37 protein-coding genes are annotated in these 20,515 nt (G+C 66.8%); 29 read left to right on the top strand and 8 right to left on the bottom strand.

Annotated elements, in window-relative coordinates:
* Positions 1-51: 51 nt before the first annotated feature.
* From GFY24_RS00950 to GFY24_RS00815, 27 genes are all read left to right on the top strand, one after another.
* Positions 52-564: a hypothetical protein gene (locus tag GFY24_RS00950; protein ID WP_153803040.1), complete on the top strand. Its 513-nt coding sequence runs from the start codon at positions 52-54 to the stop codon at positions 562-564.
* Entirely contained in the window at positions 561-719 is a 159-nt protein-coding gene (locus GFY24_RS00945; RefSeq protein WP_153803039.1) for a hypothetical protein, read from the top strand. Before GFY24_RS00950 ends, GFY24_RS00945 begins: the two co-directional genes overlap by 4 nt.
* A complete protein-coding gene (locus GFY24_RS00940; RefSeq protein ID WP_153803038.1) occupies positions 716-925 on the top strand; it encodes a hypothetical protein in 210 nt (69 codons plus the stop codon). Before GFY24_RS00945 ends, GFY24_RS00940 begins: the two co-directional genes overlap by 4 nt.
* A complete protein-coding gene (locus GFY24_RS00935; RefSeq protein ID WP_153803037.1) occupies positions 919-1,068 on the top strand; it encodes a hypothetical protein in 150 nt (49 codons plus the stop codon). Before GFY24_RS00940 ends, GFY24_RS00935 begins: the two co-directional genes overlap by 7 nt.
* Positions 1,065-1,685, top strand: a complete 621-nt coding sequence (locus tag GFY24_RS00930) for a WhiB family transcriptional regulator (RefSeq protein ID WP_153803036.1) — start codon at positions 1,065-1,067, stop codon at positions 1,683-1,685. The genes GFY24_RS00935 and GFY24_RS00930 overlap by 4 nt, the downstream gene beginning before the upstream one ends.
* Positions 1,685-2,716, top strand: a complete 1,032-nt coding sequence (locus GFY24_RS00925; protein WP_153803035.1) for a YqaJ viral recombinase family protein — start codon at positions 1,685-1,687, stop codon at positions 2,714-2,716. Before GFY24_RS00930 ends, GFY24_RS00925 begins: the two co-directional genes overlap by 1 nt.
* 3 nt (positions 2,717-2,719) lie before the next feature.
* Positions 2,720-3,676 carry a recombinase RecT gene (locus GFY24_RS00920; RefSeq protein ID WP_153803034.1) on the top strand — a complete coding sequence of 319 codons (957 nt, stop codon included), beginning with the start codon at positions 2,720-2,722 and terminating at the stop codon, positions 3,674-3,676.
* Between the two features lie 51 nt (positions 3,677-3,727).
* The gene (locus GFY24_RS00915) at positions 3,728-4,147 is read left to right on the top strand and encodes a hypothetical protein (protein ID WP_153803033.1); all 420 of its coding nucleotides are present in this window, start codon (positions 3,728-3,730) and stop codon (positions 4,145-4,147) included.
* A 45-nt stretch (positions 4,148-4,192) separates the two neighbouring features.
* On the top strand, positions 4,193-4,573 hold the full coding sequence (locus GFY24_RS00910; protein ID WP_153803032.1) for a hypothetical protein: 381 nt from the start codon (positions 4,193-4,195) through the stop codon (positions 4,571-4,573).
* Positions 4,574-4,618: 45 nt separating this feature from the next.
* Positions 4,619-4,789, top strand: coding sequence for a hypothetical protein (locus tag GFY24_RS00905; protein WP_153803031.1), 171 nt, complete (start codon positions 4,619-4,621; stop codon positions 4,787-4,789).
* 96 nt (positions 4,790-4,885) lie between these two features.
* Positions 4,886-5,263 (top strand): hypothetical protein, encoded by a 378-nt coding sequence (locus GFY24_RS00900; protein WP_153803457.1) that lies wholly within the window; start codon positions 4,886-4,888, stop codon positions 5,261-5,263.
* Positions 5,264-5,281: 18 nt separating this feature from the next.
* The gene (locus tag GFY24_RS00895; RefSeq protein ID WP_153803030.1) at positions 5,282-5,632 is read left to right on the top strand and encodes a helix-turn-helix domain-containing protein; all 351 of its coding nucleotides are present in this window, start codon (positions 5,282-5,284) and stop codon (positions 5,630-5,632) included.
* 324 nt (positions 5,633-5,956) lie between these two features.
* Entirely contained in the window at positions 5,957-6,349 is a 393-nt protein-coding gene (locus tag GFY24_RS00890; protein WP_153803029.1) for a hypothetical protein, read from the top strand.
* Between the two features lie 142 nt (positions 6,350-6,491).
* Complete coding sequence (locus tag GFY24_RS00885; protein ID WP_153803028.1) at positions 6,492-6,788, top strand: hypothetical protein; 297 nt, start codon at positions 6,492-6,494, stop codon at positions 6,786-6,788.
* On the top strand, positions 6,785-6,928 hold the full coding sequence (locus tag GFY24_RS00880; RefSeq protein WP_153803027.1) for a hypothetical protein: 144 nt from the start codon (positions 6,785-6,787) through the stop codon (positions 6,926-6,928). The genes GFY24_RS00885 and GFY24_RS00880 overlap by 4 nt, the downstream gene beginning before the upstream one ends.
* A 14-nt stretch (positions 6,929-6,942) precedes the next feature.
* Complete coding sequence (locus tag GFY24_RS00875; protein ID WP_309230260.1) at positions 6,943-7,647, top strand: DNA polymerase beta superfamily protein; 705 nt, start codon at positions 6,943-6,945, stop codon at positions 7,645-7,647.
* Complete coding sequence (locus tag GFY24_RS00870; protein WP_153803026.1) at positions 7,644-8,471, top strand: hypothetical protein; 828 nt, start codon at positions 7,644-7,646, stop codon at positions 8,469-8,471. The genes GFY24_RS00875 and GFY24_RS00870 overlap by 4 nt, the downstream gene beginning before the upstream one ends.
* Positions 8,468-8,641, top strand: a complete 174-nt coding sequence (locus tag GFY24_RS00865; protein ID WP_153803025.1) for a hypothetical protein — start codon at positions 8,468-8,470, stop codon at positions 8,639-8,641. The genes GFY24_RS00870 and GFY24_RS00865 overlap by 4 nt, the downstream gene beginning before the upstream one ends.
* A gap of 183 nt (positions 8,642-8,824) precedes the next feature.
* Complete coding sequence (locus GFY24_RS00860; RefSeq protein WP_153803024.1) at positions 8,825-9,382, top strand: hypothetical protein; 558 nt, start codon at positions 8,825-8,827, stop codon at positions 9,380-9,382.
* Between the two features lie 55 nt (positions 9,383-9,437).
* Positions 9,438-9,917, top strand: a complete 480-nt coding sequence (locus GFY24_RS00855) for a hypothetical protein (RefSeq protein WP_153803023.1) — start codon at positions 9,438-9,440, stop codon at positions 9,915-9,917.
* Positions 9,918-10,205: 288 nt separating this feature from the next.
* The gene (locus GFY24_RS00850; RefSeq protein ID WP_153803022.1) at positions 10,206-10,637 is read left to right on the top strand and encodes a hypothetical protein; all 432 of its coding nucleotides are present in this window, start codon (positions 10,206-10,208) and stop codon (positions 10,635-10,637) included.
* A complete protein-coding gene (locus tag GFY24_RS00845) occupies positions 10,634-11,590 on the top strand; it encodes a hypothetical protein (RefSeq protein WP_153803021.1) in 957 nt (318 codons plus the stop codon). The genes GFY24_RS00850 and GFY24_RS00845 overlap by 4 nt, the downstream gene beginning before the upstream one ends.
* Positions 11,591-11,780: 190 nt before the next feature.
* Positions 11,781-12,182 carry a DUF6221 family protein gene (locus GFY24_RS00835; protein ID WP_153803019.1) on the top strand — a complete coding sequence of 134 codons (402 nt, stop codon included), beginning with the start codon at positions 11,781-11,783 and terminating at the stop codon, positions 12,180-12,182.
* On the top strand, positions 12,157-12,429 hold the full coding sequence (locus GFY24_RS00830; protein WP_153803018.1) for a hypothetical protein: 273 nt from the start codon (positions 12,157-12,159) through the stop codon (positions 12,427-12,429). The genes GFY24_RS00835 and GFY24_RS00830 overlap by 26 nt, the downstream gene beginning before the upstream one ends.
* 419 nt (positions 12,430-12,848) lie before the next feature.
* Positions 12,849-13,076, top strand: coding sequence for a hypothetical protein (locus tag GFY24_RS41555; protein WP_228565887.1), 228 nt, complete (start codon positions 12,849-12,851; stop codon positions 13,074-13,076).
* A gap of 90 nt (positions 13,077-13,166) precedes the next feature.
* Positions 13,167-13,337 (top strand): hypothetical protein, encoded by a 171-nt coding sequence (locus tag GFY24_RS00820; RefSeq protein WP_153803016.1) that lies wholly within the window; start codon positions 13,167-13,169, stop codon positions 13,335-13,337.
* 18 nt (positions 13,338-13,355) lie between these two features.
* Positions 13,356-14,948 carry a hypothetical protein gene (locus tag GFY24_RS00815; RefSeq protein ID WP_153803015.1) on the top strand — a complete coding sequence of 531 codons (1,593 nt, stop codon included), beginning with the start codon at positions 13,356-13,358 and terminating at the stop codon, positions 14,946-14,948.
* Between the two features lie 8 nt (positions 14,949-14,956).
* On the opposite strand, the gene GFY24_RS00810 is transcribed toward GFY24_RS00815, so the two are convergent.
* From GFY24_RS00810 to GFY24_RS00795, 4 genes are read right to left on the bottom strand one after another with little or no spacing between them, the layout of a single operon-like run.
* Positions 14,957-15,148 carry a hypothetical protein gene (locus GFY24_RS00810; RefSeq protein ID WP_153803014.1) on the bottom strand — a complete coding sequence of 64 codons (192 nt, stop codon included), beginning with the start codon at positions 15,146-15,148 and terminating at the stop codon, positions 14,957-14,959.
* On the bottom strand, positions 15,148-15,360 hold the full coding sequence (locus tag GFY24_RS00805) for a hypothetical protein (protein WP_153803013.1): 213 nt from the start codon (positions 15,358-15,360) through the stop codon (positions 15,148-15,150). The genes GFY24_RS00810 and GFY24_RS00805 overlap by 1 nt, the downstream gene beginning before the upstream one ends.
* A complete protein-coding gene (locus GFY24_RS00800; protein ID WP_153803012.1) occupies positions 15,357-15,581 on the bottom strand; it encodes a hypothetical protein in 225 nt (74 codons plus the stop codon). Before GFY24_RS00800 ends, GFY24_RS00805 begins: the two co-directional genes overlap by 4 nt.
* A complete protein-coding gene (locus GFY24_RS00795; protein ID WP_153803011.1) occupies positions 15,581-15,829 on the bottom strand; it encodes a hypothetical protein in 249 nt (82 codons plus the stop codon). Before GFY24_RS00795 ends, GFY24_RS00800 begins: the two co-directional genes overlap by 1 nt.
* A 156-nt stretch (positions 15,830-15,985) precedes the next feature.
* Between GFY24_RS00795 and GFY24_RS00790 the strand changes: the two genes are divergently transcribed.
* Both GFY24_RS00790 and GFY24_RS00785 read left to right on the top strand, forming a co-directional pair.
* Complete coding sequence (locus GFY24_RS00790) at positions 15,986-16,672, top strand: helix-turn-helix transcriptional regulator (RefSeq protein ID WP_153803010.1); 687 nt, start codon at positions 15,986-15,988, stop codon at positions 16,670-16,672.
* 14 nt (positions 16,673-16,686) lie between these two features.
* On the top strand, positions 16,687-17,034 hold the full coding sequence (locus tag GFY24_RS00785) for a hypothetical protein (RefSeq protein ID WP_153803009.1): 348 nt from the start codon (positions 16,687-16,689) through the stop codon (positions 17,032-17,034).
* Here GFY24_RS00785 and GFY24_RS00780 read toward each other — a convergent pair.
* The 4 genes from GFY24_RS00780 to GFY24_RS00765 form a co-directional block, all read right to left on the bottom strand.
* Positions 17,031-17,600 (bottom strand): hypothetical protein, encoded by a 570-nt coding sequence (locus tag GFY24_RS00780; protein ID WP_153803008.1) that lies wholly within the window; start codon positions 17,598-17,600, stop codon positions 17,031-17,033. The two genes, GFY24_RS00785 and GFY24_RS00780, sit on opposite strands and share 4 nt — an antisense overlap.
* On the bottom strand, positions 17,600-18,337 hold the full coding sequence (locus GFY24_RS00775) for a hypothetical protein (RefSeq protein WP_153803007.1): 738 nt from the start codon (positions 18,335-18,337) through the stop codon (positions 17,600-17,602). The genes GFY24_RS00780 and GFY24_RS00775 overlap by 1 nt, the downstream gene beginning before the upstream one ends.
* Positions 18,337-18,918 (bottom strand): hypothetical protein, encoded by a 582-nt coding sequence (locus GFY24_RS00770; RefSeq protein ID WP_153803006.1) that lies wholly within the window; start codon positions 18,916-18,918, stop codon positions 18,337-18,339. Before GFY24_RS00770 ends, GFY24_RS00775 begins: the two co-directional genes overlap by 1 nt.
* Positions 18,919-19,149: 231 nt before the next feature.
* Positions 19,150-20,514 (bottom strand): hypothetical protein, encoded by a 1,365-nt coding sequence (locus tag GFY24_RS00765; protein WP_153803005.1) that lies wholly within the window; start codon positions 20,512-20,514, stop codon positions 19,150-19,152.
* Position 20,515: the final 1 nt, after the last annotated feature.

The following is a 20,515-nucleotide window of genomic DNA, read 5'->3' as shown; positions in this document are numbered from 1 at the left end:
GTACCGCCACCCCCGCCGGGACCTAACCAATGAAACAGTAGGAGTGTATCCATGAATATCAAACCGATCTCCGGCAGCCCGGCCCCCGCCGATGTCGCCTCCGACCTGCGCGCGCTGGCCAACCTGATCGAGCACGACACCGACGGATATCTGGCGGCCGTGCTCCACGGCATCTTCAAGCTCCCCATCTGGCCCGCACATGCAGCGGGCTATGAGTACGACGCCGAGAAGGGGGCGATCATCCGCGACCGACCGGCGATCATGGCCGAAGCCATCCGCCGGTTCAAAACCATCGCGGTCGGACCGGTCACCAAGGTCTACACCGATCGAGGCGATGGATATTTCGAGGCGGTGATACCGCTGCGCGGCCTGCCGCTCACGCTGACCGATGAGCGCGCCGAGGTCTGCGAGCGGGTCGTGATCCATGTCGAGACCGTGACCGAGCAGGTGCCGGATCCGGAGTACCTCGCCGCCGCGCCGACCGTGGCCGTCGAGCGCGAGGTGGAGCACGTCGAGTGGAAGTGCACTCCGATCCTCTCTCACACCGAGGCGGTCAGTGCATGATCGAGAACGCCGGGGAGATCACCACGATTCTCCGATCTGCCGAGTCGCTGATGCGTGCCGCGATCGCGGCGGCAGATTCTGATCCCGCCCTCGCGGTGCGGTCCATCGAGTCCGCCATCGGCGCAGTGCAATCGGTGCGGGGGTTCCTGCTGTGAAGCACCGCACCGACTACCACGCGCCCACGGACTGGCCGACCCGCCCGCTGCCGATGCCGCGCCCGTGCCCGCCGTTGCCGCCCGCTCACCTGCCGCCGCGTGAGGAGTTCGACGACTCGCCGACCCTGGTCGATCAGGTGGTGCTGCTGATCGTCGGGGTGTTCTTCGGGACGTTCTTCGGTTTGCTGATCGGCCTGACGTGCTGAGCGGGCGACGCGCGGCGCTGTGCGATGCGCGCTGGGAAGCCGAGGAACAGCGCAGCGTCGAAGCGGCCTACGACTACCGGCCCACCGCGCAGGCGCGCACCCTCGAGGATCCGGACGGGCCGAGCGATTGGGACCTGCGATGACCACGACATTCGATATCCCCCATGGCTGGCACCAGTCTGCGGCGTGCGGGCAGCACAAGAACCCCGAACTGTGGAACGCGGCCGTGAACTCGGAGGATGCGTTGGAAGCCAAACGGATTTGCGTGAGCTGCCCGGTGTGCCGGGCGTGCGCGTTCGACGCGGTGCGCCAGGGTGAGCGTCGCGGGATCCACGGCGGATTCCATCTCCCGACCGATGCGGAGCGGCGTGCGATGCATGCATGGCTGGGTATCGATCCGCCCAAGACCGGCCGCAAGATCGAGGCGGACCAGCCCGCGCCGGCCCCGGCGGTGGTGGCGGGCGCGGTCATGATGACGTGCGGGTGTGGCACACAGTTCGAATCGGAGTCCGGTCGCACCGTCAGCAAACGCGGGAAGTTGTTGCGCTGCTACATGTGCCGCAACGATCTCGTGCCCGTGGGCCAGGTGCAGCCGCGTGTGCGCGAGGTGTTCGAGGAGACCGGCGAATACCGGGCGACGGCGCGGCAGCTGGGCATCGGGCCCGAGCATGTGCGGAACATTCTGGTAGCGGACAAGAAGTATGTGAAGCGCAGCACCGCTGAAACGATCCTCGGTATCGAGATCGCGAAAGCGTCGTGATGGCAACGTATCTCGATCACTGCGCCGAGGTGCTGCCTCGTGATGCTGTGCGCGCGGAGTGGTTGCGGGTGCGTCGTCAGGGTGTGGGCGGGTCGGACTGTTCGGCGGTCATGGGGATGGCCGGGAAGTACGGCAGCCCGTACACGGTGTGGGAGGACAAGACCTGTCGCGCACCGGAAATCGACGAGTCCGAAGCGATGCTCTGGGGCAACCTGCTCGAACCGGTCATCCGCGCCGAAGCAATGCACCGGCTCGGGCTGACGTTCACCCTGCCGGGCATGCTGCGCTCACTCGAAAACCCTTGGCAGCAAACCAATCTCGACGGGTACGCCAGCGACGGCGGGATCATCGAGTGTAAGAACACCGGTCAGTGGATGGCAGCGGATTGGGATGGTCAGGTGCCCGATCATGCCGAGCTGCAATGCCAGCACAACATGGCGGTGACCGGTGCGCCGCATGCGTGGGTGGCCGGCCTGGTCGGTGGCAACCGATTGAAGATCGCTCGGGTCGAGCGCGATGAGGATCTGATCGCGGACATCATCGCGGAGGAATCGCGGCTGTGGCATGAGCATGTGCTCACCGATACCCCGCCGCCTGCGGATCCATCCGAAGCCACCAAGGCCGCGCTGATGCGGCGCTTCGGTCTCGATGATCGGACCATCGCACTCGATGACCTCGACGACAGCGCCGAGCTGCTGCGTGCGCTGGGCCTGGCCGAGCAGTGGCAGGCCGCGCACGCGCAGGAAGCGGCGGGCAAGGGTGCGAGGTTGCGGGCCGAGTCGGCGCTGCGGCTGATCATGGGCGGGGCGAACCGGGCCACGGTCGCCGGTAAGACCATCGCCAAGATCACCGGCGGCGGTTGGGCGCCCAAGCAATTCGAGACCGCGCACCCAGATATCGCGGCGCTGTACCGCAAGAAGATCGATGTCCTGGACTCGCACGCGCTGCGCAAGGAACGGCCCGAGCTGTGGCGCAAGTTCCAATCGCAGGTGTTCAGGGCCGTTCCCTATATCTCCGACACGGAAGGATGACCAGTGGGGCAGAACCTCGCCGCCCGTACCCGCAAAGCCGTGGCCGACCGCCACGCCCCCGCGCCGCCGGACGGGGCACCGGCCGCCGACGACGTGCAGAAGATGGCGAACTACATCGCCAGCCTGCAGGAGCAGATCGCGCGCGCCTTGCCCTCGCAGATGGACGCGGCCCGGATGACGCGTATCGCGCTGACGGCACTGCGCCGCGATCCGCGGCTGGCATGGTGCACGCAGCGCTCACTCGCGGGGGCGGTACTCACCGCGGCCGCGCTCGGCCTCGAGCCGGGGGTGGCCGACGAGTGCTGGCTGCTGCCCGAGCACAACACCGGACAGGGCTGGGAATGCCGCTTGGTTGTGGGCTATCAGGGATACATCAAGCGCGCCTATCAGTCCGGTCTCGTCACCTCGATCAGCGCGCAGTTCGTCTGTGAGCGTGACGAATTCGAGCACGAGTTCGGCACCAATGCGTTCCTGCGGCACCGGCCGGCGCGCGGTGATCGGGGCGCGATCGTCGAGTATTACGCGATCTCTCAGCTGCCGAGCGGGCCGGGCCCTTTCGAGGTGTTGTCACCGGAGGAAGTGGAGGAACTGCGCGGGGGAAAGGTCGGCCCGTCCGACGGGTTCGAGGACCCACAGCACTGGATGGAACGTAAGACCGTGGTGCGGCAGCTGACCAAGCTGCTACCGAAGTCGGCTGTGCTGGCCGCTGTGCTAGCGGCCGACGAACGCGGCGGCACCGATCTCTACGCCGACCGGCTGGCCGAGCGTGAGGCTGCCGACATTCTCGACACTGCCGCCGTCGACACCGCACCCGACAGCCCGCCATCGGGTGAACCGGACGCCGACCCCGCGCCGGGCCCGGACGCCGTTCACAGCGGCCCGCCCCGCCAGGGTCGAGGCAAGCGGCGGAACCGGCGGGCCGGGCACGCACGCCGAGCTGCCGGACGAAACCGCACCTGAACGTTGGCCGCCGACCGGCGCGCCACGCACCACCGAGAATGGAGACAGCCAATGAATGACGGCATCAGCATCCGCATCACCTCGACCGGCCACACCACCACAACGCGCCGAGTGCACGCGGAATTTCACACTGCGGTGGCGGGGACGGATATGGTCCTGGCCGACCTGCGTGAGACGCTCGCGGCTGCGGCGCACCTGCCCGACATCGCGACCGTGCAGGTGTACATGAATGGCGCGTGGCGCACACCCAACTCGATGCTCATCGAGCACAGTGAGCAGAGCGCCATCGAGCCCCAGGACGCCGATTGCGGTCACCGGGAGCGAATCGAGAGCACACCCAAAACCCTTGCCGCACTGCGTGCTTCAACCAATCAGTTTGAAGACATACGCGTCTTGATCGATGCCGATCCGCTGCTCGTGCGCGTGCTGCTGCTGGAGGCGATCGGTCAGCTGCCGCCGCCGATCCAATAGCAGTCCACACCAACAACTTTCACCACCGAGGAAGGGCATTCCACTATGGCTAAGGTGATCAACCACAACGGGGTTTCCGGCGGCACCGCCGACGGGTTCACGAAGTACCGGTTTTCCGGAAGCCCTACCGATCAGTTCGAACACCGGGGCGAGGTCGGGGAGATGCGGCAGATGACTGTGCAGGTCGAATGCGTCGCCGAGGGATACGACGCCATCAATGATGGTGTGCGGCACCAGACGAAATGGCGGGTGCTGAACGCGACGTTGGGCGAGACGATCGAACGCCCGGAGGATCCGCAGCTGGCTTTCGATGGGGACGGGGAGGACGGCGAGTACGGCGACTACGCCGACGCTCCCGAACCCGAGGGGCCCGCCGCTGACGATAACGTGGTGGCCTTCTCCGACCACGCCAACGCTGACGCCTGACCGATGAATGCCGGTAACAGTTCCACTGTCGCAGGTGATTCGAAGGTGACCGCCGCACGGCATCCGCGTGATGCTGCTGCGGCGGGCCCGCCGTGCTTGACGTGGGCGGTCATGGCGACCGCGGCTTATGTGCGAGCGCTGGCCGACTACTACGCGCTGCTCGGGCGGCCACTGCCGGACCTGCAGGCCGACCCCGCCGGCGGTGAGTATGCGTGAAACCGCGCGCGGGGTGCTGTGTCTGGTGTTCGTCATGGCCGCGTTCAGCACGTCCATGTACCTGCTCGCCACCGTCGGCGCGTGGTGGTGGGGCTGATGCCGATCCGCCCGGAGAACCGCCCGCGCTACCCGCCGAACTGGCGGCAGATCTCGGACTGGATCCGGTTCGGGCGCGCGCAAGGCCGGTGTGAATGCCGAGGGGAATGCGGGCGCCCGGTCGTGCACCTCGCAGGCGATGGCCGGTGCCGGAACGTGCACGGACAGCGCGCATTCGGAACCGGATCGCCGGTGGTACTGACCACCGCGCACCTCGACCACGTGCCAGAGAACTGCGACCCGGAGAACCTGCGCGGGTTCTGCAACGGCTGTCACCTGCACTACGACGCCCCGCACCATGCCCAGACCCGAGAGGCCACCCGGCGCGCGGCGATCGAGGAGCAGATGCATCCGCTGTTCGAACTGGGGGACCAGTGATGTGGAGAGGTGGTGGCAATGGAGCTGGTACCGGTCGGGCGATTCGACTGGGAACGCTGGATCAAACGGCTGCCGCTCACGCCGAAGGACAAATTTATGGCGCTGATGCTCGCGACCTACGCCGACGAAGACGGCAGCCGCGTGTTCCCCGGCACCAAGGAACTGATGGCCGTGATGTGCCTGAGCAGCCCCACAGTCAAACGGCAATTGAGCACGCTGCGCGAGCTGGGACTGATCGAGCTGGTCAGCCGCGCCAACCGCTACCAGGGATTGGCCGACGAGTACCGGCTGACGGTACCGGCGAACGTGACCGAAACGCCGGGGCTGCTCGCACCGGACGAAGGCCACAAGGACAGGGCTCGCCCGTGAGCCCTGACCGTGGGGCTCACGGCTCACCGGCGAGCCATGACATGACGTTTCCTCACAGCTCACCGGTGAGCCCTGGCTGTGGATAACAGCTATCCCCACCTGTGCACAACTCCCGCTCCGGGCCCGGAAGTTAGGGCACCATCAGGGCTCATTTCGAGGGGGGTCAGGGCTCATTTCCGAGGGGGTCAGGGCTCACTGCTGAGCCCCCACCATATTTACCAACCACCCACCAACCCAGTTCCAGCGCGCGGACTCCCAACGCAACTCACTACCGGCACCGCGCCTGTGGACAAACCCGATCTCTCTTGGAAGGAACACCGAACGATGCGACACCTGCACCAGATCGACGGGACTGTGACGCCCGCCGAGCAACTCGCCGCGATCGACATGGTCGAGGAAGCTGCCCGCGCTCACATCCCAGGAAGAGGGTTGCGCAACATCCTCGACCAGCTGCGCACGGCAGTAGTGAAAATCGCCGAGGAGGATCGCGCCCTCGGCACCGCCATGCAGAAACAGCTTCTGGCGGATCTGTGGCCGGATCAAATGCCCGGCGGGTACCAGCTGCCTATACCCGGCGAGCACAACGAAACTTTCACCGCTGGCGACAGCGAGCACGCGACCCTGCTCGGCGCGATGGTCCGCGCTGCCGTCGCCGCGACCGGCGCCACGATCACTCCCGGCCCCGCCGCTGATACCGAAGGGCCGGCCGATGCCTGATGCGTTCGATGTCCTGACCTACCGTCGTGGCGCTCGCACGATCACATGCCCGGAATGCGCACACGGCATCGACCCGCACGGCACCGACCCCGGCGGCCCGTGCGGCGTAGGTGACAAGTGGGGCCAGCCGTGCCCATGCCTCATGCAGCCCAACGGAATTGCCTGCGCCACCATCGCCGAACTGGAGACCGACCGAGAAATCCTCCGCGCCGCCGCGCTGGAGCAGCAGGCCAAGCCAGTTGGCTACCTGGCCGCGCATCGCGATGCACTCGCGCAGTGGTGGGCGCAAGAGCAATTGTGGGCAACGCGCGACGGCGCAGAGGCGGACATGCTCGACATGGCGAATGCCCTGCCGGGTGCCGATTGCCGAGTGCTCACCTGTTTCGACGATAGCCCCGAGCCGTACCGGGCCGGTCGGCCGGAAGCGAGCGACCGATGAGCCTCGAGCTGATCCCGGATGAGGAAATGCCGGCAGTGCTGGCCGCTGTGCGCGAAGGCCGCTGCATCTGCTGTTACAAGGAATTCCCCGGCGAAGGCTTCTACTGCCCTGACTGCGACGACACAGGCGAGGACGAATGATGATGCCCCACAACGTGAACCGTCTCCTGCTTGAAGGTGTGGTCGGATCCACCGCCTACGGATTGGCCACCGACAGCAGCGATCTCGACTACACCGGCATCTACGTACAACCCACCGCGGACCTGCTCGGCCTGCACCCACCCCAACGCGAACGCGGCACGATCATCAGCCGCACTGTCGGCGTCGACAGCTGCTGTCATGAGATCGGCAAGGCCATGGCGCTGATGCTCTCGTGCAATCCGACCGCGTCGGAAATCCTCTGGCTCGAGGAATGGACGCACGCCACCGACGAAGGTCTCGACCTGATCGGATTGCGCGAGTGTTTCCTGTCCGCACGCCGAGTCAGAAACTCTTACTTCGGTTATGCCACAAGCCAATTCAGCCGGTTGATCGAACGCGGACGGTTCGCGGGCAGCCTCGAAACCCGGCGCGAGAAACACGCCCGCCACCTGATGCGCCTGCTGTGGCAAGGCCACACCCTCTACACCACCGGGCACCTGCCCATCCGTGTCGAGAACCCCGAACGGTTCCACGACTTCGGCCGCCGGATTGCTGCCGACCCGGACGCGACCGCCGCCCGCGAGCTGCTCGCCGAATACGAAACCCTGTTCGACAACGCGACCACCGTGCTGCCCGACGAACCCCCGCTCGAGGATCTACTGCAGCGCATCCGGCGCCGCGCATATCTCACCGACCAGCAGCACGGCATCACCCCGTGAGCCGCGGTCAACTCGCGCGCACCCCGGCCAACTACCCGGCCATGAAACACCGGGCCGCCAAACGCCAGGCCAGCACCGCGAACACTGCCTCGCCCATGGCCTCGCTCGCCGCCGCTCTCGCCGCTCTCGCCGCCGCATTGAGTGGCTTCGGTGCTGCACTCCGCAAAGCCTTCGCGTCCGTCGACTGGCCCGCCATTCACCACCTCGCACCCCAAGGAACTCTCATGCCCGCACCCGACCCCACCTACCACGCACTCATCGACTGGAGCACCGGCACGATCAGCATCAACGGGCGCGTGCTGCCGTGGCTGATCCTCGCCGACGGGCTGACCGTCGTGCACCCCACCGACGACTACCCGGTCGGCACCATCACCTGCACAGTGCTGGCCGAACGCATCGACCTCGACGGCATCCACATCGAACTCGACAACGAAACGATGCCGTGGCGGCTCGACGCTGCGGGCCCACGTGTGCGATGGATGGAACGGATCTGGGCCATCGAGTTGCCGATCCTCGTGGACGACATCACCGAACACGGCACCCGCACGCAACCGGCTGCCGCCATCCCCAACGAGGACCAGGCCGACGAGTACGCCGACCCGGACGCCGAAGAGTGGAGCGAAGGGGAAGGCGAATGCGATCGGTGTCTGATGGCACCGGGCGAGGTTGGGCCACTGGGCATCTGCTGTGCCTGCTCGATCGGGCAAGGCGCACCCGCCGACGAATGCGAGTGCGGCCCCGATATGCCGGTGCGGCCCGGCAGCGACCCGGACCCCGACACCGACCGCGATATCGAACACGCCATCGCGAACGGGATGCTGTGAATCCCATCATCGGCGCACTGCTCGCATGGGCAGTGATCGCCGCCGCCCTCGACGTGGCAGGCCGGCGCCTGCCCTCGCCGATGCTGCGGCAGGTCGCACTCGTGCAGGCCCTCACCATCGGTATCGCCCTGATGCTCTACGCCCTCACCACGGCGGCGATCGATGGCTGACCTCGCCTGGTTACTGGAGCGTGAGTGCGCACAGGTCGTGCCCTGCCCGGCCTGCCACGCCCCCACCGGCCACACCTGCACCCGACGCACCAGCACGGGGGAACGGGTGCCCGTGGTCGGGATGCCCGCCCATTCCGCCCGCATCAAAGCGGCCGATCGGGCCCACGCACAGGAAGCCAACAAATGACCATCGTCGTGGGTATCGACCCCAGCCTCACCGGCACCGGCCTCGCCGTCATCGGCACCACACCGACCGGCGACCCGTGGGCCCTCGACCCCGTGCGCCTGCACACCATCGCCTCACGCGGCAAACGCTCGGACACATGGGACATGCGCGCCGCGCGCCTGGTCCAACTGCGCAACGACACCATGCACCTGATCCCACGCGACACCGCGCTGGCTGTGTTGGAGGGGCCCGCGTTCGGGGCGCAGGGCGCCGGGCAACATGACCGGTCCTGGTACTGGGGGAAACTGTTCGACGCGCTCACCTCGCTCGGTATCCCGGTGGCGGTGTGCCCGCCCACCACCCGCGCCAAGTGGGCCACCGACAAAGGCAACGCAGGCAAAGCTGATGTGGCCATGGCGATCACGAAGCTGTGGCCGGCGCTCGATATCCGTGGTGACGATCAAGCCGATGCCCTGTGCCACGCATCCATCGGCGCCCAGCACCTCGGCCTGCCGGTCCCGTACCGGGTACTGGAACGGCACAAGCTCGCGCTATCGAAAATCGTGTGGCCCTAGCACCTGAGATACTTGGAAACAGTCACACTGTCACCTATGGAAAGGGGTTGAGGTCATGGTCAAAGCGGGCAAGCAAGGCGCGCGCCGCCTGGCCTCTGCCGCCACCCGCCGCGAATACGCCCTCGAAATGTTCCTGGCAGGCAAGACCTATCAGCAGATCGCGGACGCCCTGGACTACTGCGACCGCGGCAGCGCACACCGTGCCGTGCAGGGTGCGCTCGCCGAGTCCGCCGAGCGCACCACCGAACTTGCCGACCAGGCGCGCCCGATCATCCTCGCTCGCCTCGATCGGCTGTGGGGCCCGTGGTTCAAGAAGGCTCGCGGCGGTGACCCGAAGGCCGCTGATATCTGCCTGCGCATGGTCGATCGCTACTCGAAACTGCACGGCCTCGACCGCATCCAGATCGACGCGACCGTGACCAGTCGCAGCGAGATCGATGCCGAGATCGAAGAACTGATGACCAAGCTGCGCGCCACCCCGGCCGCCGCCCCGAACCCTCAACCCCAACCCGAGGAGAACCACCATGTCCGCTGATCTGTCCGCCCTGCCCTGGCCGGTCATCCTGCACTACGCCGCCAAGGTGGCGATCGCCCTGCTGAGCCTGTTCTAACCCTCGACCATCTGAATGGTTCGTGGTGCGTCAAACCGGAACGCGAACCGGCAAGCACCCCAAGGAGCACCTGCGCAATCCCGCCCCCTTTCAAACCGGGAGGGCACGCTGCGCACCACGAACAGTGACACCGGGCGCGGCGTGCAGCGTTGCCCGCCGCGCCCGGACCACACCACACCAGCCACCGCCACCGCATCCACCGCAGGGACACCATGAACGCCATCTACAGCGCCGGCCCGTGGCCGTACGAACTGACCCTCGTATGCCAGCTGCCCGACACCACCACAGCCGACCTCGCTACCCGCCGCACGGGCAGCCGCGACTACCTGGCCGGCACCATCACCACCGACGCCGACACAACCCGCGCCCTGCTGCAAGAGAACGATCCCAAAACCCAATGGGTGCAATGGGACAGCGTCTATCTGCGCATCCAGGTTGTAGCCCTCGCCGCGCGCGGCCGCGGCATCATCACCGTGGATCAGTCCATGCCTGCCCTGTCTGCCACCCAGCCCGGCGGCGGCCGGATCGCGGTCCGCCTGGTCGAACCCTCACCGCCACAAGCCACCGCCGATTGGGTGCCCGCCGAACGTGAACGCGCCGTTGCTGACTACTACGCCGAGCAACAGGCAGGCCGGCACATATGAGCGACGCATACCAACTGATGGGCCCGACCGGACCAGTCGTCAGGGCCCTGCTGCTGCGGCACCTGGCCTCGATCTTCCCCGCGTGGACAGTGCACGATGACCCCCTGGCGCCGGCCCCGCTACCGGTCCGGTGCCCGCCGCTCGGCCGTGTCGCTGTCCTGCCTGCGCTGACACTCACACAAACCGAGCAGCTGGACAACGCCGCATGGGCGGCAGTGCATGGGCGTATCCGTCTCTGGAATTCCCGCTGGCGACTGCTCGCCGACTTCGTGCGACCGGTCGCCGCTCGGTTCACCAACCGCGGCGGATCGATCACCCTGCCTGGCAACGTGCAACCACCCGACGGAACCACCGTCTTCCTCGACCGCGCTGGTACCCGGTGGGCCGGACAGATGCACGAGGGCCGACTGCTGCACCTGTCCGAGCTGGTTCGCGCATGGCCGACGTGGGCTAGCCCGTTCCTCGGCGGTCCGGTGTTCACCACCCCCGAGCGACCCCACTTCTATCGGCCACCGCGCCCGCAGCTGCCCGCTGGTGAATCCGCGCGACGGCTCGCCCTGCCGTGGGGTGATAGCGCCTACACCAGCCTTACGCATGTGGGTTGGCTGCCGGGCGACCCAGCACCAGACCCGGAGAGTCGATGGGACTTCGGCCCGCCCCTCACGCTCACCCCGTCGAGCGAGGGTCCGCGCCGCCGCTACCAAGCCGAGTGGCGTCACCTGTCCGGGTACTTCCCTGCGGTCCGGCGGCCGTACATGCACCAGCAGTTCCCGCTCGCGCCAGGCGACCGAGTCGGCTGGATCGACACCGACAGCGCACTGCAGATCGATATCGTCGGACGACCCCGCCCCGTGGACTCCGAAGCATGGAAAAGATTCTCGGCCGCTGTCGCTGCGATTTCCGTGCTGGTCGATGAGATCGCTTGTGACACAACAGGAGAAGCGAACCCATGAGTGACATAGCGCTGCCCGCACCCGATGGGCACCGAGGTAACGGCGAACCGTCTGCCGATGAATTCGAGCGCGCCTACGCCGCGCGAAGTGGCATCACGGTCGCCGCGCTACGCGCGCACGGCCGGATCGTCAGGCCGTGCGAGTGCGGCGACGTTCTCTGCGAAGGCTGGCAATCGGTCAGGGCCGAACCATGAGCGACGACATCGTGCAATTCATCCACGCCCGCCTCACCGAAGACGAGACCGGCGCATCGGCTGCAGCTCGACCGGCCGTGATCCCAGACGCCGGCGGTGTGTTGCTGGTGACCAATCTGCGCATCGAGCGCGATGCCCTCACCGTGCAACGCAGATGCATCATGATCCGCGCAATGTTGCGACATGCGGAGGCGGGCGGGCAATTCGAGAAGGATGTGATGGTGCGGCATTACGGCTGGACGGAAAGCGAACTCGAGGACCACCCGCTGATCCACGCTCGCATGTACCGCGATATCGCCGCGTACTGGAACACCCACCCCGACTACCAACAGAGCTGGCGTCCGAGCGGCCCAGCCTCATCGACTCCGGGAGATGCCGTTGACCGCCGAACATCCTGAAGACTCGACCCGCAGCCGTATGGATGCCATCCTGCAGCAGTTCACCGATGCGGCCGCGATAGCCGGGCACACCCTGACCGTTCAGGCAGCGATGGGGTGGATGTGGCGCGGCGACCTCGACCACGCCCGCACCAGCCTGCGCGCACTTCCGGCGGACAAACTCCGCGAACTGTCGGCTGCCGCCGCTGCGCTGTCAGCGCTGGCCGATGAGATCGCCTGCGAGACAACAGGAGAGGCACAGCCATGACCATGAGGGAATCCCGCATCGGTGACCGACGATGAAAGACGACCCGCTCGGAGATGAGTCCAACGGACAGGGCGCGCCACCGAAACGGACCGACAGAGCCGAGGCATGGCGGGTGTTCCTGCGGAACAAGGGCACAGGTTTGGACCTGGACTACGCGAGCCGATCGGACATGATCGAGTGGTGGGAAGCCACGCACGGATTGCGCAGGACTGACCCGATCACCCCGAGGGGCCGAGGGAACGATGAAGGAAGACCGACCCGGCGATGAGTCCGGCGGGCCCGGCTGGGAGGTCCACGACTCGGCACGCTGCCGCACCTGCGGACACCGCCGCGACTGGCACCACCGAGGGCGCGGCGGCTGCGACTACGGCCCCGACGGATGGGAATCGTGCGGCAACTGTGTCGAGTTCAATTCACCGGTGATCGAAGATCTCGAGGTGTGCGAGTGCGGGCACCATCGCGGCGTGCACGACCCGGAGGGCTGCGCGGCGCCGTGGACCAGCGGCCAGCTCGACCGGTGCATCTGCCACCAGTTCACCCCCACCCGCAGCGGCACATTCGTCTGCGAGGAATGCGATACACCGTGGGTCGCCGGGCAGGAGCAGTGCCGCGCCTGCGGTAACCGCACATGGGCGCAGCATCCATGACCGCCATCGGTCTGCCCGCGATAGGTTCGACCCATGGCGAGAGACCGGCTAGCCGACCTACGGGCCGAACTCGCATGGATCCTGCGGCAGATGGATGCGGCGATCGAGGCCGGCCGCGATACGGAAGATCTCGAGCGTCAGGCATGCCACGTCGAGGACCAGATGGGTAGCGAGCTGGACCAGCGCGGCGCGGCCGTGCAGGAAGAGATCAAGAACCGCCCGAAACGTGAACCCCCGCCATCGTCGGAACGGCTGTTCTGACGGGCGAGAATGGGTGGGGTGACGAGCGTTTTCGAGGATGGCAGTTGGCGCGAGCTACCCGCCCGCGACAAAGAGCATTTGCGTGACCGCCTGCGCGAAGCGTGTGCCCGCATCGGTATGCCACTGGAAACAAGCAGCACCCCCGGTGATCTGGCCGAGAAGCACGAACCGCACCTCACCATGCGGCGCGACTACCTCGACGCCATGGACAGCGAGCTGACCAGGCTGCGCGACACCCCCAATGGCAAGCTGATGATCTTCACCCCCAGCCAGGTCGGCAAGTCCACCAAGGTCAGCCGATGGTTCCCGTTCTGGTGGCTGACCGAACGCACCCGAGACCGCATCATCCTCGCCGGGTACGCCTCACGCTTGGCAGCCGGCCATGCCGCTGCCTGCCGTGACCTGGTCCTCAACTACGGCCGGCACTACGGGCTGCGCCTGCGCGCCGACGAAGCGACCCGCGCGGACTGGACTCTGACCACCGGAGGCGGGTTGCGCGCCCGCGGTGTGCGCTCCGGCCTGGTCGGCAACCCGATGGATCTGGGCATCATCGATGATCCGTACGCCGACCGTGCAGCCGCTGACAGCCCCGTCATCCGCGCAGCGGTGTGGGATTGGTACAGCTCCGCGTTCGTGTCCCGGCGTGCACCCGAATGCCGGGAGGTAATCGTCATGCACCGCTGGCATATCGACGACCTCGCCGGGCGCCTGCTCAAACGCGAAGGCCGCGTAGAGGAAGGCGGCGAGTGGCGGGTGCTGCATCTGCCCGCGATCGCCCTGCCCCCGGATCCGGTGCGCGGCATCTACCCCGACCCGCTCGGCCGTGAACCCGGTGCGCCACTGCAGCATCCACGGATCCCGGCCGACGACATCGGCGCGCAGCTGGCCCATTGGGACCGGGCCCGCACCAGCATGACCGTGCGCGACTGGGCCGCACTGGGTTTGGGTGTACCGATCAGTGCGGCCGGTGCGCTACTGGATGAGAAGTCGATCGAGGATCGCACCGGCACACCTGGCACACCGGTGCGGGTCGGGGTCGGAGTCGACCCCTCCGGTGGCGGCCGGGACACCGCGGGCATCATCGCCGGACTGGTCGATGACACCGGCCGATTCTGGTGGACCCATTCACGTACGGGGCGCATGTCCTCGGACCGGTGGCCGCGCGAGGTGTGCCTGCTCGCATACGAGGTCGGCGCGGACCGGATCGTGTTCGAAGCCAACTACGGCGGCGACATGGCAAAGACCCTGATCCAGCAAGCATGGGACGCACTGCAACGCGAGGGCCTAATCCCGAAATCTGCGCTGTGCCCGTACGTCAAAAGCGTGCACTCACGGCGGTCGAAGCTGCTGCGCGCCGAACCGATCGCGCAGGCGGTCACCACAGACCGAGCATGGTTCGGCCCTGACCCGTCGCTGCGCAAAGACTTCCGCAAGGAATGGACCCAATGGGAACCGGGATCGAAGTGGTCGCCCGGCGCTCTGGATGCGGGAGTGCATCTGGCATGGGACATGATCCCGGCGATCGGCGCCGGCGCTACCACCCACTCGGTCGCCGCCAAGCGCCGCGACGGGGCCGCCGGGCAGAGCGCGGTCGCTGCCCGCCGCCGCTGACCGCGCAGCTAATCGGTGACATCCACCCCGTCGACGCTGACGTGCACGATCCCACCGAGGTCGGTGAAGATTCTCAGGATCGGGCCGACCCGCTCGCGGATCGTGTCCAGCACGGTCGCGAAATCGACGGCCGGATCCGGGGGTGCGGTGAACCGCAGCACCAGCTCGCGTGGTGTCGTCGAACGCCGATCCGGTCCCATCACTGCACCCCGACCCAGTGCCGTCCCCGCTCACCAGGGCGGGCGGTGACCGGGTCGCTGTGCTGGCGTAGCCGCTGCTCGACCGCGTGACGGGCCAGTAGCTGCGCCACGGTCAACTCTGGAGGATGTGAACCGGCAGGCTCGCGCAGCAACGCCCAGAAGATGAGGGCGGCGATCGACGCCAGGCCCACACCGAACAGCACCGCCATCATCGCTGCGCCTCCGTATCGCTGACGGCGACCGGTTCGACTGTGACGGTCGCGTGCTGCGGCAATGCCAGCTGTTCTGGTGCGGCATCGAGTTCGAGTTCGGCGGCCGGTTCATCGATAGGGAATCCGTCGTCGCCGAGGGCGTGGATCCCGGTCTCGTCATGACGGAATCCCAGCGGCCCGTCGTCGCGGCCGGGGTTCTGTTCCTGTTGTAGGTAGCCCATCACACGACCCCGCTGCTGCGTGCGAGCCCGAGACTGAACGCGAGCCCGCGACCGAAGTCGGTGATCCGATAGCGTGCCGTCCCGAACGGGCCGGCCGTGATGGCGCCGCGTCCACGCAGTTCGCAGATCGCGATGCGGACGCTGATCCCTCTGATCTCGCCCTGTGTGGCGATCTGCTCGACGGTCAGATGACCGCCGGGCACCAGCACCGATAGCACCGTTTCCTGTGCCTTGCTGATTCCTCGCATTGGTCCACTCCTAGTGGCAACCCTAGTCCTGTGACCGGACTAGACCCCCTAGTCCGGTCACAGGACTATACGTCCAATCCCCCGAGGGCGCGCCGTGAATCGCGTATTGTGGCTAGTGGAATAAGGACCATTAACCGGACTAGGGGTATCTCTCGCATGTCGATCGCGCATGTCATCCGCGACCGCCGCAAAGCTCTCGGCCTCACCCAAGAAGAACTCGGGGCAGCGGTGGGCGTCACCGAGAAACAGGTGAGCCGGTGGGAATCGGTATCGACGCGCGTATCGCAGGAACCCGCCGCGACGAACTGCCGCAAGCTCGCGGTCGCGCTCGGGCTGACCCTCGATGAACTACTCGGGGTGAGCCCCGTCGGATTGGACCTGTCCGGGCAGTGGTTCGCCGCATGGGACACCACCCGCGACGGACAGCCGGTCATCGACCGGCACGTGATCATGGCGAACCATCGCGGCAGCACCCTGACCTTCGCCGCGACCGGCGACTACCTGTGGACCGGTGATCTGCGCTTGGTTGAAAACTCCCTCATGGGCACCTACCTCGCTACCGATTCCCACGGTGTGCAGCGCGGCAGTCTCTACTTCCTACTAGGCCCGAAAGCGGATGCGGCACTGGGCCGTTGGAGCGGCCGGTCTGTCGACTCGATGATCGGGCACGGGTGGGGTGTACTCGCCCGCACCGAGGACCGCGCCGCGGAGCTGTTGAAGCTCGCCATCCACCGCGACGGCCCCGTAGAGCAGTGGCCCGACAGCGACGACGAACTACTCGACCGCATGGCCGAACTCTCTTCGATCGACACAGACCCCGACGGGCCCTCACCGGTCCACTAGGAGGACGTAAACCCATGGCGTACAACGGATGCAGAACCACCGCAGATGTGCGCGTGTGGTGGCAGCAGGACACCGGCGACGTAGTGCGTGTGTCCCTGATCCACGACCCCGCCCGCACCGATGACGCGCTGCTGTGGCCCGACCGCCCGGCTCCCGGTCTCACCGCCGGACATATCCGGTTCGACCCGCCGGCCACCCTCACCGACGTACGTGCCGCGCTGCCGCACTACGCCGATGCGTTCGATGCCGCGTACGCCGCGCACGCGGAAACCCTTGCCCGCCACCGGGAAGGCAGCGCCGATGCTTCCGCACACCGCGGGTTCTTCGGTCCCGTGGAAACCTTGGAAGCCTTCGCCGGTTAGCTCGCGCGCGGGTCGCCCGGCAACATCGCCACCACCTCATCGAGCGGTGTCATCACACTCGTGCAGGGCGCGCAGCTATCCACGCGCACCGTCACTGTCATTGTGCCGCCATGGATTCCACCGGACGGGCCACGCGGCATCCACGACCCCAGCACCACATCCTGCGGCAGCCCGGCGCACTGCACAGCCCGCATCATCGCAGCCGCATCATCGGCGATATCGCGGGCCATGCTGTCGAGGATCTCGATCGGGGGCATCGAGTTGTCCTCGGTAGACCAGTAGCAGCGGTCCACACCCAACTCGATCACCGCCGCCAACTGCACCACTTCCCCCGGTGCCGCCACCCCCGAGATCGGTTGCGGGAACCGGATCGTCGGGGCGATCGACACGACCCGTGTCCATGCCATCCCCTCGGCATTGTCCTCGCATTTGCACCACCCGTACATCGGGGTCGAGGTGCCAGGATGCACCACCGAAACACATGGGGCGCCAGCGCGTGTAGAGGCCAGCGCCGCGGTGAGCGCACCGATCAGGGTGTGCGCCACCTGATAGACGCCGGTGTCCATCAGCGCACCCGGATCGGTTCGAGCCCGTCGACCGAGTACACCCGTGAGGGTGCGCGCCGCTGCCCCGGATTCACCGCGCCCAGCCACCGGTCTACCGACTCGACACCGGTCAAACCGTTCTCGAACAGGGTCGCCGGGTCGATCAGCTGAATGTCCATTCCCTGGCGCGAAACCTGCTGTGCGCGTGCGGGTATCGCACACTTGCCCGACCCGGTGCGTGCCTTCAGGAACTCGACCGCCAGATCGACCAGAATGATCAGCGCCGATGCGGGGATCGGCAACCCCCGCATAAAGGTCACCTCGAAATCAGCCGGCTTCCCATGGATCGGCCACAGCTGCCCATCGGTGCGCACCAACCACCGTGCGTTGTGCACCTCGTACGCAGCGGCGTCGAGCACCACACCGTCCAGGCTCACCGAAGTGACCGACTGCACCGGCCCCGCCAGAGCGACCCGTTTACGGGCGACCGCGCACCGGCAGCTGCCCGCACACTCGCACGTCACCGGACCGAACCATGCCGTCCACGCGGTCGGTACCGGGCGGGTCGGACCGATGTACGTCGCAGGCCGGGCCGGGGCGACCCGCGGCGACAGGGTTTCTTCGCACACCCCGAACACCCGCCCCGACAGCGCCCATAGGGTGAGCGCTGCCAGGGCTTCGGCCGCGGATTTATCGGCGGTGTCGGCCGTGTCGTAGGCGGCCGGCCACGCCGGTACATGCCATCCGCACGCTGGCATCAGGCCAGGACCAGCGCCGTCGCCGCGCACGCCACCGCAGGCGGCGGCACAAACGTCACCGTCATCTGCAGTTGCTGATCAGCGGCGATCGGGGTCAGCAGCTTGCCCGGCACCGGCGGATCAGTCGGAACGGTCGCCTCGTTCAGTTCCACGAGGTACGGGCCGGTCCCCCACAGCGAATTGGGGCGCGTGCGAGCGTTCTCGATTTTGAATTCTGCGTTGCCGTTATTGATGGTGAACGACGCTAGGCGCCCACCGTGCAGCCAGGGCGCCAGGAAATAGCCGTACGGCTTACCTTCGGCGCAGGCCACACCAGGAATGTCGGTCCAGGTTTCCAAAGCCCAATCGGTGGCCACGACCTGCCCGAGCCGGATACCGACCGCGTTGCCCGCATGGTCGAGCACGACCGGCTGCCCGAGGATCAGGCCCAGCGCATCCGGGTTGACCGAGGTGAACTGAATGGTCGTCTGCACCCATTTGAGCTGGTCATCGGACTTGTCCAGGAACGCATACCGGCCGTCGGCCTTCTTCAGGCTGGTCTCTTCGCCGTCCTCCCATTCCGGGGCGAACTCGATGGACACGAAACCATCGGTAGCGAGGGTGTTCTTCGTGCCGGCGACGGGCGCACCGCAGGAGGAGATCTTGGTGAATCGGGCGACCTTGCCACGGACGGACGGCCAGCAAGTAGTGGTCATCGGGGACTCCAACCGAAGGGGTTCGGGTGGCTCGGCCCGCAGCCAGCAGCACGCTTGATAGCAGGATAGTCGGCACGGTCGCCACATCCACGGTGTCGCGCCGCGCCATCACAGGTCTCACAGGTCGTACGCCTGGATCGAATCGATCGCCGGGCTGCGGTATTCGCCGTTGAAAATGGGGAAGTTGCCTTCGACGACCAGACCGAACCGGCGGTTGGTGGACCCGCTGCTGACAATGTTGCTGCTGTCGGTCCAGGTCAAAAGGGATGTGCCATTGCGGTAGGCGGTGAACACATTGCCGACGCGCCGCAATTCGATCAGGTCGGTCACGGCGATATTCGTCGAGGTCGACACCTGGATTGTTTGCCCGGAACCCCCGGAACCTACACCCGAACCGGGCGGTGACCCGGCCTGTGTGATGATCGCGCACCCACTGCCGGTGGTGACACCGAACAGGCACGATGTGCCCGACCCGAACGTGTCAGCGACCGCCAGGACAATGCATGTCAGGTTGTCGCTCGCGATGCTGCCCGGTGAGATCAGCTGCGCTTTCACACCGTAGTTGTCGGTAGCGAGCTTGCCGGTATTCGTGCCGCCCTGGTAGCTGGCCCAGTTGCCTGCGCGGCCGTCGCCGTTGCCCATGGTCTTCATCAGCGCGCGGTTCGTCACGATCTTCGGCTGGCTGTTCATGTCCACCCGCCAGTTCGAACCCAGCGTCGAGGAGTCGGCGCGGTTGAAGTCGTCGCTGTAGCTGCGGCCCCCGACCACAACGGGCACCGGCATCGACGCTGCGGCCTGCATCGGTGGCACGATCACATTCGCTGCTGCGGTGATCGTCGGTACGAGCAGCCCGGCCGTTGCTTGGGCGGGCGGCGCAATGATGTTCGCGGCGCCGCGAACAACCGGTACCGGGGCAGTACTGGTCGCGATGAGTGGCGGCACAACAAGATTGGCGGCACCCGCCATGACCGGCAGCGGCATATCCGCGCTGGCCGTCATCGGCGGCACGGCCACAACGGCACCCGAAGTCACCAGTGGCACAACCATATCCGCGCCAGCGGCCATTGCTGGTGCGGGTGCCACACCTGGTGCGAGTGCGGCAGGGGTGGCCGCCCGCAAGTCCGCGGTCGCGCTCATGCGCGGCACGATCACCTCGGCGGGGACGTCCGGAGTCACCGGCCCCATCCCGACCGCCGCGGTCATCGGCGGCACCACAACATTGACCGCACCCACCACAGACGGCGGATCGAAACTATCGGCAGAGGCAAGCATCGGTGGCACCGAAACCCGCTGGCCCGCTTGATGCGTGGGGGCGGTCATCGTGGCGGTTGCGGTCATGTGCGGGACCGCGACGACCGCGGGAATGGTGCCGTCGAAGATCAGAATATCGCCGAGGTACACCTTCGCGACCGGCTGGCTGACACCGTCGGCGTCGATCCAGCGAATGTATTTCGGTGCTTGACCGCGGCTGAAAACAGACACA

Source organism: Nocardia sp. SYP-A9097 (genome assembly GCF_009649815.1).
Classification (GTDB): Bacteria; Actinomycetota; Actinomycetes; order Mycobacteriales; family Mycobacteriaceae; genus Nocardia.
The sequence above is the reverse complement of the archived record's forward strand: the minus strand, read 5'-3'. Positions and strand labels throughout refer to the sequence as shown.